15 protein-coding genes are annotated in these 16,626 nt (G+C 54.8%); 12 read left to right on the forward strand and 3 right to left on the reverse strand.

The features are described 5' to 3' along the window. Positions 1-77: 77 nt before the first annotated feature. Genes lipA through gcvPB form a run of 6 tightly spaced genes read left to right on the forward strand, consistent with a single transcriptional unit; the run spans position 78 to position 5,616 of the window. Positions 78-1,013 (forward strand): lipoyl synthase, encoded by a 936-nt coding sequence (gene lipA / locus OEZ10_05915; GenBank protein ID MDH5632517.1) that lies wholly within the window; start codon positions 78-80, stop codon positions 1,011-1,013. A 25-nt stretch (positions 1,014-1,038) separates the two neighbouring features. Next, positions 1,039-2,136 (forward strand): glycine cleavage system aminomethyltransferase GcvT, encoded by a 1,098-nt coding sequence (gcvT, locus tag OEZ10_05920; GenBank protein MDH5632518.1) that lies wholly within the window; start codon positions 1,039-1,041, stop codon positions 2,134-2,136. An 11-nt stretch (positions 2,137-2,147) separates the two neighbouring features. Beyond that, positions 2,148-2,540 carry a glycine cleavage system protein GcvH gene (gene gcvH, locus OEZ10_05925; GenBank protein ID MDH5632519.1) on the forward strand — a complete coding sequence of 131 codons (393 nt, stop codon included), beginning with the start codon at positions 2,148-2,150 and terminating at the stop codon, positions 2,538-2,540. A gap of 47 nt (positions 2,541-2,587) precedes the next feature. Further along, positions 2,588-3,988, forward strand: coding sequence for an aminomethyl-transferring glycine dehydrogenase subunit GcvPA (gene gcvPA, locus OEZ10_05930; protein ID MDH5632520.1), 1,401 nt, complete (start codon positions 2,588-2,590; stop codon positions 3,986-3,988). A 3-nt stretch (positions 3,989-3,991) separates the two neighbouring features. Further along, positions 3,992-4,117: a hypothetical protein gene (locus tag OEZ10_05935; protein ID MDH5632521.1), complete on the forward strand. Its 126-nt coding sequence runs from the start codon at positions 3,992-3,994 to the stop codon at positions 4,115-4,117. A 44-nt stretch (positions 4,118-4,161) separates the two neighbouring features. Beyond that, on the forward strand, positions 4,162-5,616 hold the full coding sequence (gene gcvPB, locus OEZ10_05940) for an aminomethyl-transferring glycine dehydrogenase subunit GcvPB (GenBank protein MDH5632522.1): 1,455 nt from the start codon (positions 4,162-4,164) through the stop codon (positions 5,614-5,616). A 123-nt stretch (positions 5,617-5,739) separates the two neighbouring features. Here gcvPB and OEZ10_05945 read toward each other — a convergent pair whose 3' ends face one another. Continuing rightward, on the reverse strand, positions 5,740-6,888 hold the full coding sequence (locus tag OEZ10_05945) for a WD40 repeat domain-containing protein (protein MDH5632523.1): 1,149 nt from the start codon (positions 6,886-6,888) through the stop codon (positions 5,740-5,742). Between the two features lie 192 nt (positions 6,889-7,080). On the opposite strand from OEZ10_05945, the gene OEZ10_05950 reads away from it, so the two are divergent. Then, entirely contained in the window at positions 7,081-7,470 is a 390-nt protein-coding gene (locus OEZ10_05950) for a diacylglycerol kinase (protein MDH5632524.1), read from the forward strand. Positions 7,471-7,550: 80 nt separating this feature from the next. Beyond that, positions 7,551-8,126: an isoprenylcysteine carboxylmethyltransferase family protein gene (locus OEZ10_05955; protein ID MDH5632525.1), complete on the forward strand. Its 576-nt coding sequence runs from the start codon at positions 7,551-7,553 to the stop codon at positions 8,124-8,126. Here OEZ10_05955 and OEZ10_05960 read toward each other — a convergent pair. Continuing rightward, positions 8,123-8,455, reverse strand: coding sequence for a hypothetical protein (locus OEZ10_05960; GenBank protein MDH5632526.1), 333 nt, complete (start codon positions 8,453-8,455; stop codon positions 8,123-8,125). The two genes, OEZ10_05955 and OEZ10_05960, sit on opposite strands and share 4 nt — an antisense overlap. 388 nt (positions 8,456-8,843) lie before the next feature. Here OEZ10_05960 and OEZ10_05965 point away from each other — a divergent pair, with 388 nt between their 5' ends. From OEZ10_05965 to OEZ10_05975, 3 genes are all read left to right on the forward strand, one after another. Next, positions 8,844-10,688 carry a hypothetical protein gene (locus tag OEZ10_05965; protein ID MDH5632527.1) on the forward strand — a complete coding sequence of 615 codons (1,845 nt, stop codon included), beginning with the start codon at positions 8,844-8,846 and terminating at the stop codon, positions 10,686-10,688. A gap of 38 nt (positions 10,689-10,726) precedes the next feature. Then, on the forward strand, positions 10,727-11,509 hold the full coding sequence (gene lgt / locus OEZ10_05970; GenBank protein ID MDH5632528.1) for a prolipoprotein diacylglyceryl transferase: 783 nt from the start codon (positions 10,727-10,729) through the stop codon (positions 11,507-11,509). A gap of 153 nt (positions 11,510-11,662) precedes the next feature. Continuing rightward, on the forward strand, positions 11,663-13,093 hold the full coding sequence (locus OEZ10_05975; GenBank protein MDH5632529.1) for a YiiX/YebB-like N1pC/P60 family cysteine hydrolase: 1,431 nt from the start codon (positions 11,663-11,665) through the stop codon (positions 13,091-13,093). A 5-nt stretch (positions 13,094-13,098) separates the two neighbouring features. Here OEZ10_05975 and OEZ10_05980 read toward each other — a convergent pair whose 3' ends face one another. Beyond that, a complete protein-coding gene (locus OEZ10_05980) occupies positions 13,099-14,463 on the reverse strand; it encodes an NAD-dependent succinate-semialdehyde dehydrogenase (protein MDH5632530.1) in 1,365 nt (454 codons plus the stop codon). A 124-nt stretch (positions 14,464-14,587) separates the two neighbouring features. Here OEZ10_05980 and OEZ10_05985 point away from each other — a divergent pair, with 124 nt between their 5' ends. Next, complete coding sequence (locus tag OEZ10_05985) at positions 14,588-16,495, forward strand: transglycosylase SLT domain-containing protein (GenBank protein MDH5632531.1); 1,908 nt, start codon at positions 14,588-14,590, stop codon at positions 16,493-16,495. Positions 16,496-16,626: the final 131 nt, after the last annotated feature.

The raw sequence follows: 16,626 nt of genomic DNA on the forward strand, positions 1-16,626 counted from the left end.
GGACACCGAAGGGGCTCAAGCTCTCAGGTAACCGGACAGAGGGGCGATAGTGAAAGACTGTTGCTCAAGGAGTGCCGGTGACCTGTTCATCAAAGCCGATTCACACTGTTGATCTGTCAGCTGCCGTGGCAGCACCCAATGCAACGCGTATGCCTGCGTGGATACGCTATGGCCTGGGCCAGGGAACCGACTATGGTCAAACCGCGCGTGCGATCCAGCAGCAGGCATTGCACACCGTATGCGAAGAAGCCCGTTGTCCGAACCGTGGCGACTGCTGGAGTGCGGGTACAGCCACTATTATGCTGCTTGGTGAACGATGTACCCGTGCCTGCGGGTTCTGTTCGGTACAAACTGCCAAGCCACTGCCTGTTGATCTAGATGAGCCCACCCGTGTTGTCGAGGCCGTGCAAACCATGGGACTGCGCTACGTGGTGCTGACGTCAGTAACCCGAGACGATCTGGAAGACGGCGGTGCTGCTATATTCGCCGACTGTGTCAAACGACTGCGTATTATGAATCCCGGGCTGGGCGTCGAGTTGTTGACGCCGGACTTCCACCGATGCCAGGACCAGGCTATCGAAATCGTGGCAGCTGCCCTGGAACATGAGACGAACCAGGCACCAAAACTGGTGTGGGGCCATAATATGGAGACAGTGCCGCGCTTGTACCGGGTCGCCCGTAAGGCAGCCAGCTATGAGCGTAGCCTTAACTTGCTGCGTAATGCAGCCGCCTTGCCAGGCGTCGAAGCCAAGTCCGCAATGATGCTCGGTCTGGGTGAGACAGAAGCCGAGATCCTGCAGGTGATGACGGATTTGCGCGAAGCAGGTGTTCAGCGCCTGGTCCTGGGCCAGTATCTCAGGCCGTCCATGAAACACCTGCCGGTTGAAGCGTATATTCATCCCGACCAATTTGAGAAATACGAAAACCATGCGCGTGATCTGGGATTCAGTTGGGCGAAGTGCAGCCCGCTTGCCCGAAGCTCCTATCATGCCGAAGAGATCCAGCAACCCTAACTGACAAGGAAACCGGAACCAGCCAATGGGAAATCGTACCGCTTTATATGAGAAACACGTAGCAGCCAACGGCAAGATTGTCGACTTTGCCGGCTGGGATATGCCACTACACTATGGATCGCAACTGGAAGAACACAAGCTTGTGCGTGAAGATGCCGGCATGTTTGACGTATCACATATGGCGGTCACGGATTTGAAAGGTGAAGGCGTGCATGATTTTCTTCGCCTGTTGATAGCCAATGATGTCGCCAGGCTGACCGAAAAAGGCAAGGCGCTTTACAGTTGCATGTTGACCACTGATGGCACCGTAATTGACGACCTGATTGTGTACTATGTCGAAGATGGCTGGTACCGGGTTGTCTCCAATGCCGGTACCCGCGAGAAAGACATGAAGTGGATACGCGGTGCCGCGGAAACCATGGGCAATGTCGAAATTATCGAGCGTAGTGACCTGTCCATCATTGCCGTGCAGGGACCCAAAGCCAAGGAAAAAGTGTACACCGCCCTGGGTGAAGCCGTGCGCGAGGCGTGTTCGCCGCTGAAGTATTTTTATTCCGCGCGCATCGGCGAGCTGTTTATTGCCACAACCGGTTATACCGGGGAAGAAGGTTTCGAAATCATACTGCCGTCCAAGGCGGCACCGTTTACCTGGGATCAATTACTGGAAGCCGGGGTCAGGCCTGCCGGTCTCGGAGCCCGTGATACGCTACGCCTGGAAGCCGGGATGGCGCTTTATGGAAATGACATGAGTGAGACGACAACGCCGCTGGAAACCGGTTTGGCCTGGACTGTTGTCTGGGAGCCGCAAGAGCGTCGTTTCATCGGTCGCGATGCACTGGAGGCCCAGAAAGAGCGCGGCCTGGAGCATCGCCTGGTCGGCGTGGTGCTGGAAGACAAGGGCGTGTTGCGTCGCCACCAGGAAATTGAATTTGAAGGGCTTGGCAAGGGTGAAATCACCAGTGGCGGGTTTGCGCCAACGCTGAATATGTCCATAGGACTGGCGTCGGTACCGGTGGCAGTCCAAACCGGAAGCAAGTGCAAGGTTCTGATGCGTGGACGAGAATTGAACGCGCGTGTAGTAAAATATCCATTTGTTCGTAACGGCAAGAGTTGTCTGGCTTAAGGGGAATAGCAATGAGTAATGTACCGGGTGATCTTAAATATACAAAATCCCATGAATGGGTGCGTGTCGAAGGAGACACGGCTACAGTAGGAATTACCGCGCATGCCCAGGACCTGATGGGCGACATGGTGTTCGTGGAGCTGCCGGAAGTCGGCACATCTTTGCAGGCGGCATCGGATTGCGCAGTGGTCGAGTCCGTCAAGGCTGCATCTGACGTATATGCGCCGATTGATGGTGAAGTCACTGAAGCCAACGATGCCGTGGCTGACAGTCCGGAGCTTGTCAACAAGGATCCGTTTGGCGAAGGCTGGATGTTCAAAATGACCATTGCTGACGCTGGCCAGCTGGATGGACTGATGGACCCGGCAGCCTATGAAGCGCTGATTGCTTCCGAATCACACTAGTAGCAATACACGTTGCAGTTCCAAGATTTGACCTGTTGAGGTGGCCTATGCCATTTGTACCGCATACCGAAGAAGATATCCGTTCCATGCTTGAAACCATTGGTGTTAACGGCATTGATGACCTGTTTGATGAAATCCCTGAGTCGCTACGGGCGGAAGGATTGAAACAGGTTCCGGAGGCCATGAGCGAAATGGCGTTGCAAAGATTAATGATGCAGCGCGCCGAAACCGATGGTCGATACATCAACTTCATCGGTGCCGGTGCCTATGAGCATCATATTCCTGCTGCTATCTGGGAAATCACCACCCGTGGTGAATTCTATTCGGCGTATACACCTTACCAGGCTGAAGCCAGCCAGGGCACGTTGCAGCTGATCTATGAGTACCAGTCGATGATGGCCAAGTTAATGGCCATGGATGCATCCAATGCATCCATGTACGACGGTGCATCCGCCTTGTCAGAAGCCGTGCTCGCTGCGGTCCGTACCGGCAAGAAGGCACGTAAAATCCTGATGCCCAGGACCGTGCATCCGACTTACCGAAGTGTGGTGAAAGGTATTGTCAGCAGCCAGCATATAGAATTGATGGAAGTTGACTACGATAGTGCAACCGGTACAACCACGCAATCATGCCTGGAAGCTGTCGATCTCGACAATGTTGTCGCTCTGGTTATCCCGCAGCCGGCATTTTTCGGAACACTGGAAGATGTTGATGCGTTGACTGACTGGGCGCACAAGAACAACCTCCTGGTTATTGCCGTAGTCAATCCAATGGCCATGAGCCTGTTCAAGGCACCTGGACAGTGGGGCACCGAAGGCGCTGATTTCGCCGTTGGCGAAGGCCAGCCAATGGGTATACCGCTGGCGTCGGGTGGACCGTATTTTGGCTTCATGTGTTGCCGGCAGCAGCATATTCGCCAGATGCCTGGCCGTATCGTAGGCCGAACCGTTGACCTTGATGGCAAGCAGGGCTTCTCATTGACGTTGCAGGCACGCGAACAGCATATTCGTCGCTCCAAGGCGACTTCGAACATTTGTACCAACCAGGGGCTGATGGTCACCGCTGCGACCATTTATATGGCAATGATGGGTGGCAAGGGTTTGCGACAGGTGGCGCTGGCCAGCCACAATAATGCGGCGAAGCTTCGCAAGGAGCTGTCGGCTATTGATGGTGTAGCGACCGTTTTTGATACGCCGTTTTTCCATGAGTTTGTGCTGAAGCTGAATGCATCTGCCGAGGATGTTCTGCGCTCACTGGAAGCACAGAACATTGTAGGCGGCTACAACATCAGTGAGCATTATCCGGAACTGGGACAGGCCATACTTGTGTGTGCTACTGAGACCCGTACGGAGAATGATATCAAGCAGTACGCGTACCATATGGATCGTATTGTCAGCAAGCGCCGCCTGGATCCGCCTTGCGCGAAAAAGGTTGGCAGCGCCGAGTAACGCATGAGACAGCAATGGCGTCATGCAAAAGCGAATCCAGGCCAGTCGCATGTCGCCCGTGCCGTGTTTGCCCGGGTGACGGGTTCAGACAAGGCATTGGCCGCATTGACCGAAGTTTATGCCGGCTGATGCAAGTGTTTATGCAGTTGAAACTGTAGTATGGAGAAGACTTCATGTTGATTTTTGAAAGATCGCAACCCGGCCGCGGAAACCCGACTCATTGGCCGGAATCCGAGAGCGTTGCTGATGATTTGCCACAGCACCTGCTGCGAAACGATATCGCGGAATTGCCCGAAGTATCGGAAATGCAGGTAGTGCGTCATTACACCGGCTTGAGTCAGAAAAACTTTTCCATCGATACACATTTCTACCCGCTGGGCTCATGCACGATGAAATACAATCCGCGTGCGTGCAATACCCTCGCCAGTTTGCCGGCGTTCCTCGGACGGCACCCGCTGTCATCGGAAGCAACCGGCCAGGGTTTCCTTGCGTGCATGTATGATCTTCAGAAGATATTGAAGGACGTTACCGGAATGAAGGGTGTGTCGTTAACGCCCATGGCCGGCGCCCAGGGCGAGTTTGCCGGTATTGCCATGATCCGCGCCTATCATGAATCCCGTAACGATACTGCGCGTACCGAGATACTGGTTCCGGATGCTGCTCATGGCACCAACCCGGCGACGGCGGTCATGTGTGGTTACAAGGTCAGGGAAATTCCAACGGACGACGAAGGTGACGTTGATCTCGAGGCGCTGAAAGCGGCAGTGGGTCCGCAAACTGCGGGGTTGATGCTGACTAACCCGTCGACACTGGGCGTGTTTGAAAAGGATATCAAGGACGTTCAGAAGATTGTGCACGATGCAGGCGGTTTGCTTTATTACGATGGCGCCAACCTCAACGCGATCCTGGGTCGGGTCAAGCCGGGTGATATGGGATTTGATGTCATGCACCTGAACCTGCACAAGACCTTTTCAACTCCGCATGGTGGCGGTGGACCGGGTGCCGGCCCGGTAGCTGTCAACGAAAAACTGGAGCCTTTCCTGCCCGTGCCCATGGTCGGAGAATCCCATGGCAGGTATTTCTGGATGACGGAAAAAACGCGCCCGCAAACTATCGGTCGCCTGTCAGCGCATATGGGCAATGCCGGCATTCTGCTTCGCGCCTATATCTATGCCCGATTGCTGGGTCGTCATGGAATGCACCGGGTTGCGGACTTTTCCACGTTAAACGCGAACTACATGATGAAGCGCCTGAAAGATGCCGGATTTGATATGGCGTTCCCTACACGTCGGGCAACCCATGAATTTATTCTGACGCTCAAGAAGCTGAAAGATGAAACCGGTGTTATCGCCATGGATGTCGCCAAGCGACTGCTCGACAAGGGCTACCATGCGCCAACAACCTACTTCCCTTTGCTGGTGCCGGAATGTTTCCTGATTGAGCCTACCGAGACTGAAGACAAGGATACGCTGGATCGTTTTGTGGAGGCGATGGTAGAGATTGAAACCGAGGCTCGAGAGCAGCCGGAAATGGTCAAATCAGCGCCGCATACCATGCCGGTTCGTCGGCTGGATGATGTCCGGGCTGCGCGTGAACTGGACCTGGTATGGCAAAAGCAGGCTGACTAGGCAGAAACACAGTTGCAACACTAAAAAAGCCGGGCATTGCCCGGCTTTTTTAGTGTTGCTGGCGTGCCGTGTATGCCATGACCGTTGTGCCTTGAGAGTCGTGGCAGTGTGAGTGGCAGCTACCTAGTTATTTTTCCAGATACACAGCCTGCCATCCTTGCTGCCGGCAGCCACCAGCCCGGTCCTGGATACGATGAGGCTGAGCATTGCGCCGCCCGAGCAGCCGAAGCTGTCATGCCTGGCGCCGCTGCTGGTGTTCCAGATATGCACTTGCTGATCGCTGCCTGCACCCAGCAATTGACGTCCATCCGGCGTAAAGGTCAGCGCGTTTACCTGTTCGGGAGATTCGGAAAGCGTAACCAACTCGTCTCCTGTCGGTGCGTGCCGAATCTTGAGTATCCGACTCTTTCCGGAAGATGCGATCTTGTTACCGTCAGTTGAATAGCTGACCGCGTTGACGCGCCCCATGTGGCCAAACAGGCTGTTCGTCTCCTTGCCGTTCAGTACCGACCAGTATTTTAGTTGCCCGTCATCAGAACCGCTGACCAATGTTTCGCCATTCGGAGAAAATGCCAGGGCCAGTATGCTGTCGTTGTGCCCGGACAATTCGTGGAGACGGCGTTTGCGCCGGGTGTCCCAGATCATGATCGTTTCATCTTTGCCCCCGGAGGCCAGTAGCCCGCCTTGCGGCGAAAACGCCAGGCTGAACACGGCGTAGTCGTGCCCATTGAACTCGGAAAGTTTTCGACCGCGACGCATGTCCCAGAGAATGATCTTGGCGTCATTGCCGGCTGACGCCAGCAGCTTGCCGTCGCCTGATGAAGCCAGGGCGAGAACGCTGCGACTGTGCCCTTTGAGCGTGAGTACCAGTTTCCCGGTAGCGACGGACCAGATACGCACTAGATTGTCATCGCTGGCGGTGGCGATGCGGGAATCGCCGTTAACAAAGGCGGCGGAATGAATCGCGCCCGGATGTTGGTCAATACTGTGTACCAGTGTGACTGAATGCTGAAACATCGGTGGCTGTTCGGATCGCCGAATCGTCTCGTTGGTAACCGGGTTAGTCCGGCTGCCGTCACCCTTTATTGCCGCGAGCAGGCCCGTGTTGCTCGCCCGGGGGGCGGTTTGCGTGACCCCGGTTCCGCTCGCGTGTGCAGCTGGCAGGCAAAGCAGGCCGATCGTGACCACAGCCGAGACTATTTCGCGCATCGCAATGGCCGTGTTTTCGCGAGCCCGGCACCGCGTTGAAGCCGGCAGGATGATTTGCAACATTGGCGTACTCCCTTCCGATGACGTCCGGAGCTGTTTGCCCGGGGGTCGACCCACCCGCATTTTGGAAGATTAAGACATCCGTCAGGATGTCTCCTTGTGGGCAGGGGACAAATGCTTTTTTATAAGGATTGCTGAATTGATGCAAGTCAGGTGCTATGGTAGGTGGCCATTTCAACCTTGAACAAGCAAATCATGACCAAATCCGTTAACAGCGCTTTCAGCCTGGGGCGCATAGTCAGAGCCTTCAGGTATTCAATTCAGGGGCTGAAAGCGGCCTGGCGCCACGAGGCCGCGTTTCGGCAGGAATTGGCGGCCTGCGGGGTTTTGCTGCCCGTCGCCGTGTGGCTGGGGCCGACAGTTTCAGATCGCCTGTGGCTGATCGCCAGCCTGGTTCTGGTATTGCTGGTGGAATTGCTGAATTCAGCAATTGAGGCGCTCGTGGACTGGCGTGATGAGCCGCCGCATCCATTCGCCGGAAGAGCCAAGGATCTTGGCTCGGCGGCTGTATTGCTGGCAGTGGTGCTGGCACTGCTCACCTGGTTGGCGGTGCTGTGGCCACATTATCTCGCAGGCGGGTGGTGAGCGCTGGCCGCAGGCCGGGCGCCCCAGTATAATTCGCCGCCAGTTGATCACGGCCATATCAGGCCTGGAGTACCCGTTCGATGCAATTTCTTCATACCCTGTTCAGCCACCCGGGAATGCGCAAAGCATTCCTGGCCGTGCGCGTTCCTGTTGTCCTGGTGGCATTGGCGGTATTTGCCTGGTTCATGAAAACCGACTGGCTGATTCCGGCCGTAGCACTGTCGTTTTTTGGTGAAATCATCCAGGTCTGGTGTTTCGCCTCCCTGGTAAAAAATGAAGAGCTAACCGCTCGCGGACCCTATGTCATGGTGAGAAATCCCATGTACTTGGGACGCTACTTCCTGATCCTGGGTTTTGTCATGTTGCTGGCCAATGTCTGGGTGATAATCGCCTACACGGTGTTGTATTACTTTTATATGGTAAACCGGGTGAAACGCGAAGAATCTCGCCTGAAAAAACTGCTCGGAGAGCCTTACACCCGCTACTGCGCCAGTACCTGGCGTTTTCTGCCGCGTCTGAATCGTTTGTTCCGCAGCGAAGTCTGGTTCTGGGACTGGCGGGTAATGACCAGCAATAACGGTCATTGGAACTTTTTGTCGGCCATTGCCTCGTGGGCGGTGGTTGCGGCTGCCTTCTGGCTTCGTCCGCTGATCTAGACCAGCGGACGCCCCTGACGTTCCAGGTTGCGTTGCCGGGCATGCCAGGCAGCGGTTCTCTTGTGCTGCCGGTCCGTGTCGAGTATGTGACCATCGAGCCAGGTCTTGATAAAACTCATGGTCCGCTGCTGAACACCCTGGTCCCTTGATTTGAACCGATCGGCATAGTTGTCCAACCACTTCACCAGTCTGTCATGATTTTCCTTGTGCCGAGGGTAATCCGGGTAGTTGATGCTGCGCAGGTGGGCCTCATCGTATTCGAAGCGGGGCTGTGTGTACTTGATCAATTCGATAAAGATTTTTTCCCCGCTATGCCAGCGACTGCCCATCGTTGAGTGCTGCGTGGTAGCGGTTGCCAATACTAAATATTAAAAAGTTGTCGGTGCCGGGTGTCGAGAGTGTCGTGTCCTGCGCTGTAAATAGGGTTCCATTCAAACAAAATCATTCAGAACTCCATTGGTGGATTTTGGTTTCGGAAGTGGGCGCGGAGTATGCCGATCTGGAATCAAAAATACTTAAACTATATCAGGGAATACTAATTTGCTTTGCGCGCACACCTTTGGGCGCTGCCTGTGGACTGTGCCCGAGCCCGAGGTTGCCAGCCTTTCGTGAGCACATTCATCGGTTTTGTCGTTATGTCTTTGAATGTCCGAATATTGATGTACTAGACTTCAGGGTTCATTGATAACAATTATCAATTCAGGTCGGAGGCAGGGAATGTTCTGGAGCAAGTGGTTCGGCGACAAGACCAAAAAGCCGGCGTCGCGCCAAAAAAAGAAAAAGCATCAGCATCGAAAAAAACGTTCCAGCAGGGATCCGTTACAACAATTTGTTGTTGAAGAAATTGAATTGTCAGCACCCGCGGCTACGGTGGTTGCGGCAGCGCCCGAGGCTTCGCCCGGAGCCGCTTCCCGTGTGCGTTGGAAACCGTTAGTTCGCATGAGCACAGGCTGGATTAGCTTGTGCGTCATGGTGGCGGTGGCGGCGATCTTCTCCCGCAGCGCGTGGCCGCTGGATGAAACCCGGTTGCTCGGCCAGGCGTGGGAGATGTGGCGTGATGAACAATGGCTGGTGCCGGTACTGAACGGTGCGGCCGACTGGCGAACCCCGCCATTGATGCACTGGATCATTTTATACCTGTGGCAGTTTACCGGCGCTGAAGAATGGCTGGCGCGCGCCTTGCCTGCAGTTTTCGCCGGCTTGACAACGATATTCATGGTTTTATTGGCGCGTAACCTGTGGCCAGGCCGGGCAGATATTGCCCGCTATGCGCCGTTTACCCTGTTTGGCCTGCTGTTCTGGTCGGCATTCAGTGGTTTTCTGCTCGCCGACATGGCAGTTGTACTGTTTGTCACCATGGCCATGTGGGGCGTGAGCGTGGCGGCCTACCGGTCCAGCACGCCGGGTTGGCTGATCGTGTTTGTTGCCCTTGCTCTCGGCATTTTCGCCGGTGGTTTGCCCATACTGTGGTATGTCCTGCCAATCATGATCCTGGCACCGGCCTGGGTGCGCGAAGACGCGCGCGTTGCCGCAGGGCGCTGGTATGGGTTGACCATTATGACCTCGGCGGCGGCGTTGGCTATTGCTGTTTACTGGTGGTCGGTGGCGAGGATTAATGCCGGGCCCGAATTGCTGCAATGGCTGCAACTGTGGTTGCTGCCGCAACCGGCGCAGTATTTCAGCGTTTCCATGCCCTGGTGGGGTTACCTGTTATTCCTGCCCATCGTATTTTTGCCGTGGTCCATCTGGCCGTTGGTATGGATGCGGTTATGGCATATTCGACGGGAGCAGACCAATCGCGGACTGCTGTTTGTTGTGCTCTGGGGTTTGCCGATGCTGGCGTTGTTGTGCGTACTGGAGCCCAGGCAGCCACACTTCCTGTTGCCGCTGTTCCCGGCATTTGCCCTGGCGGTAACCTACCTGTTGTTCGATGATGAGCTGGCGGACCGGGGGGAAGACAGTGTGTTGGCGAGTATGAGTTTTCCGACCATTGTTGTCGGCGGCTTGCTGGCCATTTTGCCAAAATTACCGCGCATCGAGTTTCTGCCTGAATGGTTATGGCAACTGCCGCCGTGGGCGGGGTTGTTGGTCGGCGTGATGGGCGTATTTCTTGCCTGGACGCCGGCACAACGTATACCGGTGCGTATGATGAATATGTCCATTGCCGGTGTTATGGTTATTGTTATGCTGAACCTGGCAGCGGGTTGGCGTTACCAGGAAGTTCTGGGCAATGAGAAGACCGCCGGAATTATCGGTTTATTACAGGGGGACGGCAGGCTGGTGGCATACATAGGATCCTATAGCGGCCAATATCATTTTGCCGGACGAATTCGAACCAATTTCACCATCCTGGAGCCCGATGAAATAATTAACTGGGTGAATGATAATCCCACCGGTGTTTTGCTGGCACAAGACGAGACCTGGATGGAAAAAGCCAGGTTAACCGCCCCCAGGCCTGCCTACAGGGCGAAGCATGGTGATGATACGCTGATTATGTGGGAAGCCGGGGGCATAGGCATGAAGATTGATATTGATGCTGTCAGCGAACCAGTCGGCCAATGACTGGAGTTTGGTCATGCTCACGGGCATAATGGCCGCCCATGATTGTTCCTGACATCAATCCCGTCGCAATTCAGCTTGGCCCGTTAAAGGTTCACTGGTACGGGCTCATGTACCTTGCCGGTTTTGCCAGTGCCTGGTGGGTCGGACAATGGCGTGCCCGCCATATTCATAGGGGCTGGAAACCGGAAGAAGTCGGCGACCTGATTTTCTATTTTGCTTTGTCCATCATTATTGGTGGTCGTCTCGGATACGTGCTGTTTTACAACCCTGCCTATTATTTCAACCATCCGCTTGAAGCATTTTTTATCTGGACCGGCGGCATGTCGTTTCACGGCGGAACAATTGGCGCACTGGCAGGATTCTACCTGTATGCAAGACACACCGGGCGCAACATGGTGGAAGTGGCAGACTTCAGTATCGTCCTGGTGCCGCTGGGACTGTTTTTCGGTCGAATCGGTAATTTCATTAACCAGGAACTGTGGGGCAAGGTAACAGACATGCCCTGGGGCATGGTATTTCGTACCGGTGGACCGTTGCCGCGCCACCCGTCAATGCTGTATGAAGCCGTACTCGAGGGGCTGGTATTGTTTGTAATCCTGTGGATGGTAACGCGCAAGCCGCGACCCATGGGAACAGCGTCAGGCGTGTTTCTTGTCGGTTATGGCGTGTTCAGGTGGTTGGTTGAGCTTGTTCGTGTCCCCGATGCTCATATCGGTTATCTCGCCTTTGACTGGTTGACCATGGGCCAGGTATTAAGTCTGCCTATGATAGTGGGTGGTGTTGCGCTGATCTGGTGGGCACACCGCAAACAGGTGATCTGAGCCCATTTGGCTACTGACATCCCTGGCCCGGGGGTGTAGGCTGTATTGATGAACTGCAGGGCAGCATTGATTCTGTCTGTATGTATCAGCGGAGCACTTTTCGGATGCTCCGTGTCCCGGGCTTATGCCCCTCCCGCCTCAGAAACCCATGCCGTGAACCCGATCAAGCCGGTTGACACCATGGCGGTATGCCAGGCGCACTTGCCTGCGCATGAAGCCGGGCAGTCTAACCCTGATTTTACTGTTCAGGAAGTCGTGGCAGCGCAATCCACCATTGAAGCCGCCCTGGCGTTGCGAGCCGTGACCATTGATCTGGCGCATGACCTGGATCGTAAGATTGACAAGGGGCAGCCCTTGTCCGGCCATGATCTTGACCTGCTTAACCAGGGAGTCGTGGAATATCTGAAAATTCGCGAGCAGCTGCTGCAGATTGCACGGCATCATGCCTGCTGGCTGGACATGTCAGCGGAAACCCGGGTGCGGTACGGTCTGGATGAGGACAATTTCAACCTGGGTATCTACTTGTCACTGGCAACCGCGCTGGTTCTGTATGACAACTACCTGATGGGTGTTGCGTTGTTCGAACAAAACAGCAAATTGCGCAAGGTGCTGAACCGGAAAGATACCGGTTACGGTCTGCAAAAAAATTCCCTCAACCGGATATACCTGTCTTATATCGAGCCCGAGAACCGGGAGAAGCTGCGCCAGGCTATTCGGTTTTACAGCGAAAGGCCGGCCAGCAGTTTGCTGACCGGCCGTGAAGAAACCCAGTACCTGAAAATCCTGATCGAGCAGAGCCCGTCGTTTCACAAGGTCAAAACCAGGCAAGGCCTGGCCAGCTTGTGGCGGGATTTGTCGCTAATGCAACGGCTTGGTGTCGATACGTTGAAAGGCTTGCTAAAGAGTGGCGTTAACCTGTTCAGCAGCCTGTTCGGCAATACTGTCGGTCTCGTCGAAACGCGGCGCGGAAAATTGCATCATGATCGCAGCGCCTATAATTATCTTGCCGAGAGGTTGCAGCCAGGTGATATCCTGCTGGAAAAAACCCCGTTTCGCCTGACTGACAAACTGATACCCGGCCACTGGGGTCACGCGGCCGTGTGGGTGGGTACACAGCAGCAGCTTGCAGCGCTGGGGCTTCAGGACGACGAGCTGGTGCGCCGACACTGGCGTCGCCTGGGGCGGGGCAAATCGGTGGCGGAGGCGCTGCGATCCGGGGTACAACTCAATACACTGAGGCATTTTCTCAACGTTGATGATGTCGTGGTCTTGCGTCAGGCTGGACTGGATGATGCGGGACGCCGTCGTATTGTTATCAGGGCATTACGACAATTGGGAAAATACTATGACTTCAATTTTGACGTTGAAACAACGGATCGCATTGTTTGTTCAGAGCTGGTGTATCTCAGTCATACCGATATAGACTGGCCGACCAGTAATGCACTGGGTCGGGCAACCATCAGCCCGGACCAGATAGCCGTACGGGCGGGTGTTGATCGACCATTGATCGTGGTTGCCATGTACCTGGATGGCGAACGAATAAGCAGTGGCCTGGCGGAACGATTGGCGTCAGTGAGTCGCTGACCCGGTTATCGAATCCAGATAGTCTTGGCGTTAACAAACTCCCGAATACCATGTTGTGACAGTTCGCGACCATAACCGGAAGCCTTGACGCCGCCAAACGGCAGGCGCGGATCGCTCTTGACCAACCCGTTAACAAACGTTGCGCCTGACTGCATGCGCCGTGCGAAAGCGTTGCCGCGATCGTTGTCGCCTGTCCATACGGAACCACCAAGACCATACTTGTGGTCATTGGCTATGCGTAACGCATCGGCTTCATCGCGGGCGCGAATGACGATGGCCACGGGGCCAAACAGTTCTTCCTCGTAGGCGCGCATGCCAGGTGTCACATTGTCAATCATGGATGGCGGATAGAAGGCGCCGTTGTTATCCGGCCTCTCGCAGCCGAATACCGCTTTTGCACCGGCCTTTATCGAATCTGTAACCTGGCCGTGTAATTCATCACGAAGATCATGGCGTGCCATCGGACCGATTTGTGTCTTTTCATCTGCCGGGTTGCCCATAATCAGCGCCTGCGCCTTTTTTGCAAACTCTTCAATAAAGGCGTCAGCAATTTCCGGAACCAGGATAAAGCGTTTGGCGGCAATACAGCTTTGACCATCATTGAGATAGCGCGACTGAACGCCAACTGTTGATGCCAGGTCCAGGTCAGCATCATCCAGAACGACAAAGGCATCGGAACCACCAAGCTCAAGAACGGATTTTTTCAAGGCACCGCCTGCAGCCGAGGCGACCTTTCTGCCGGCAGCTTCGCTGCCGGTGAGCGTGACAGCGTGCACGCGTTCATCTTCGATCACGGCTTTTGTCTGGCCGGCGGAGATCATTAACGTGCGGAAAACATTGTCCGGGAACCCGGCTTGCCGGAATACATCCTCTATGGCGAGTGCGCACTGGGGCACGTTGGAAGCGTGTTTGAGCAGGCCGGTATTTCCTGCCATCAGCCCGGGGGCGGCGAAGCGAAACACCTGCCAGAAAGGAAAATTCCACGGCATTACCGCGAGCACCGTGCCCAGCGGCAAATAGGCGACATAGCTTTTGCTCGCATCAGATTGCAGGAATTCATCGGCAAGAAACGCTTCACCGTGTTCAGCATAATATTCACAAACCAGGGCGCACTTTTCTATTTCGCCGCGTGCCTCGATAATCGGTTTGCCCATCTCTTCGGTAATGATGGCAGCATAGGCGTCACGATTTTTTCGTAAAATCGTTGCCGCAGAGAGCAGGTGTTTGGCACGTTCCGCATAGGGAGATTTCGCCCAGGCCGGAGTTGCGGCAGCAACTGCAGTCAAGACAGAATGAATCTCGGACTCGCCCCAACTGTCAAAAGTCTTTATTATTTCCCCGGTAGCGGGGTTGAGTGTTTGCATGACCATTGGTCGGCTCCTTGTCGCGCGTCCTGTAATTCAAATTATAGTGTCTATAATGGAGTTTATGAAATTATCATTTCGCAAATTTCTGTTACCAAAATGCGCGAATTGGCTGCTGGTAGCCGGAATCATGGCAGCGCCGCCGGCAATGGCCTTGTTTCCGGATGACAAGGAAGCTCAGCGCCAGAATTATCGCAAGGCTGTAACTGCACTCAAGCAGCGCGATTATTATCAATATGCCAAGTTGTTGCGCGAACTGGATGATTACCCGCTCAAGCCGCTTCTGGAATTTCAATACCTGAAAAATCGCGTTGCGTTAACGCCCGCCGTAACACTGCATCAATTTATCACGGATTATGACTATACGCCCCAGGCAGATTTTTTGCGTAGCCGCTGGTTACAGCACCTGGTCGGTCAGGGAGACTGGGAAACCTTTATGAAAGAGTACAGTGATTCAGAGAAAGACGAGTCACTGCAATGTCACCAGCTGAATTACCTGCTTCGCACGAGCGCAGACCAGGCGCCGTTAATGACCAGGGCCGAAAACCTGTGGATGACTGCAAAGCGCTTGCCGGCAGCATGCAATGCTGTATTCGATCGGTGGAAACAGGCAGGCCACATGACCAAGAGTCTCGTCTGGACGCGTATCAAGCTGGCGATGGAAAAGCGTCGTGTCAGCCTGGCGCGTTCAATTGCCAATACCTATCTTGATGAACTGGACAGAATCTGGTTCCGGCGCTGGGAGGCAATTCACCATCACCCGGATCGTGAATTGCGCCAGATCAGTTACCGGGTTGAAACACCGGTGGCGCGGCAGATTATCAAGCATGGAATTGTTCGTATTGCCTACCGTGATCCGGATGCCGCCATGGATATGTGGACCAGGATGAAAGCCAGGTTTGCGTTCTTCGGGGAAGATGAAAGCTACATTCTTGCCAAGGTAGGCGTGCTCGCAGCAAGACATCATTCTGATTCTGCCTTTGAATGGCTGGCGCGTGTCAGCGTGGCTGAAAATGACGAGAATCTGCGCATGTGGCGACTAAAGTCGGCATTACGCGAAAGCGAGTGGTCCACGGCACGCTATTTCCTGGCCAGCCTGAGCGATGAGGAACAGAACAGCGAGCGTTGGCAGTATTGGCGCGCGCGGATCATGGAACATACTGACGAAAAGGATGAAGCACTGGCGCTGTTCCGGAACTTGTCCCGACAGCGCAGTTATTATGGCTTCCTGGCGGCTGATCGAGTCAATGTCGAATACAGCATGGGCCACAAGCCCGTGGAAGCCTCCGAAGCAGAACTGGATGCAATGCAGAAACGCCCTGGCATGGTGGTTGCGCGGGAGCTCTACGATATGGGCGAGACTCACGAGGCGCGCAGGCAGTGGAACTGGATGATAGGCCGGATGAACAAGGCCGAGTTGAAGGTAGCGGCACTGGTTGCGCAGCAATGGGGTTGGCATGATCGTGCAATATTGACTGTTGCCCGCGCGGATCATTTCGACGACCTGGATTTGCGGTTTCCGGTTATTTATCGCGAGATGGTTGAAGCCAATGCCGAGCGTACCGGCCTCGAGCCAAGCTGGATTTACGGTGTAATGCGCCAGGAAAGCGCGTTTGTTCAGGATGCGCGTTCACCTGTCGGGGCGCTTGGTTTGATGCAGCTGATGCCGGGAACCGGGCGCCAGGTTGGACGCAAGCTGAAGTTGCCAATCCGTGATCGTTCATCAATTCTCAAGGTTGAAAACAATGTCTTGCTGGGGTCCAGCTATCTGAAATCCGTATTCGATCGTTATAACGGTAACCAGATGCTGGCCACGGCTTCCTATAATGCCGGGCCGCATCGCGTCAAGCGCTGGCTGCCGGATGAAAAACAACTGCCTGGCGATGTCTGGGTCGAAACCATCCCGTTTGATGAAACGCGTGAGTATGTGAAAAACGTACTCAGTTTTACCTCGGTCTATAATCATCGCCTCGGTGAAACACCACGGCGCCTGAAACTGCGCATGGGTGACCTGGAGCCTGAAAACGGTAACGACTGAAAGCGGGGGTGGATTCAATGCCTGTCCCCCGCGCCAATGCCCCGAGTTGACATTGCACCCTGTTGCTTCACAATCAATTCCCTATAACTAAAAGGTGCAATTTTGACGATTGGTGACCGCGACAAAACGGA

It is taken from the genome of Gammaproteobacteria bacterium (genome assembly GCA_029880545.1).
In the GTDB taxonomy this organism is placed as follows: domain Bacteria; phylum Pseudomonadota; class Gammaproteobacteria; order Acidiferrobacterales; family SZUA-150; genus JAOUOD01.

Bases quoted from the DNA above. Each gene is read 5' to 3' on its own strand.
- gcvT (MDH5632518.1), top strand. From the start codon at position 1,039: ATGGGAAATCGTACCGCTTTATATGAGAAACACGTAGCAGCCAACGGC.
- gcvH (MDH5632519.1), top strand. From the start codon at position 2,148: ATGAGTAATGTACCGGGTGATCTTAAATATACAAAATCCCATGAATGG.
- gcvPA (MDH5632520.1), top strand. From the start codon at position 2,588: ATGCCATTTGTACCGCATACCGAAGAAGATATCCGTTCCATGCTTGAA.
- OEZ10_05935 (MDH5632521.1), top strand. From the start codon at position 3,992: ATGAGACAGCAATGGCGTCATGCAAAAGCGAATCCAGGCCAGTCGCAT.
- gcvPB (MDH5632522.1), top strand. From the start codon at position 4,162: ATGTTGATTTTTGAAAGATCGCAACCCGGCCGCGGAAACCCGACTCAT.
- OEZ10_05945 (MDH5632523.1), bottom strand. From the start codon at position 6,888: ATGTTGCAAATCATCCTGCCGGCTTCAACGCGGTGCCGGGCTCGCGAA.
- OEZ10_05950 (MDH5632524.1), top strand. From the start codon at position 7,081: ATGACCAAATCCGTTAACAGCGCTTTCAGCCTGGGGCGCATAGTCAGA.
- OEZ10_05955 (MDH5632525.1), top strand. From the start codon at position 7,551: ATGCAATTTCTTCATACCCTGTTCAGCCACCCGGGAATGCGCAAAGCA.
- OEZ10_05960 (MDH5632526.1), bottom strand. From the start codon at position 8,455: ATGGGCAGTCGCTGGCATAGCGGGGAAAAAATCTTTATCGAATTGATC.
- OEZ10_05965 (MDH5632527.1), top strand. From the start codon at position 8,844: ATGTTCTGGAGCAAGTGGTTCGGCGACAAGACCAAAAAGCCGGCGTCG.
- lgt (MDH5632528.1), top strand. From the start codon at position 10,727: ATGATTGTTCCTGACATCAATCCCGTCGCAATTCAGCTTGGCCCGTTA.
- OEZ10_05980 (MDH5632530.1), bottom strand. From the start codon at position 14,463: ATGGTCATGCAAACACTCAACCCCGCTACCGGGGAAATAATAAAGACT.
- OEZ10_05985 (MDH5632531.1), top strand. From the start codon at position 14,588: ATGGCAGCGCCGCCGGCAATGGCCTTGTTTCCGGATGACAAGGAAGCT.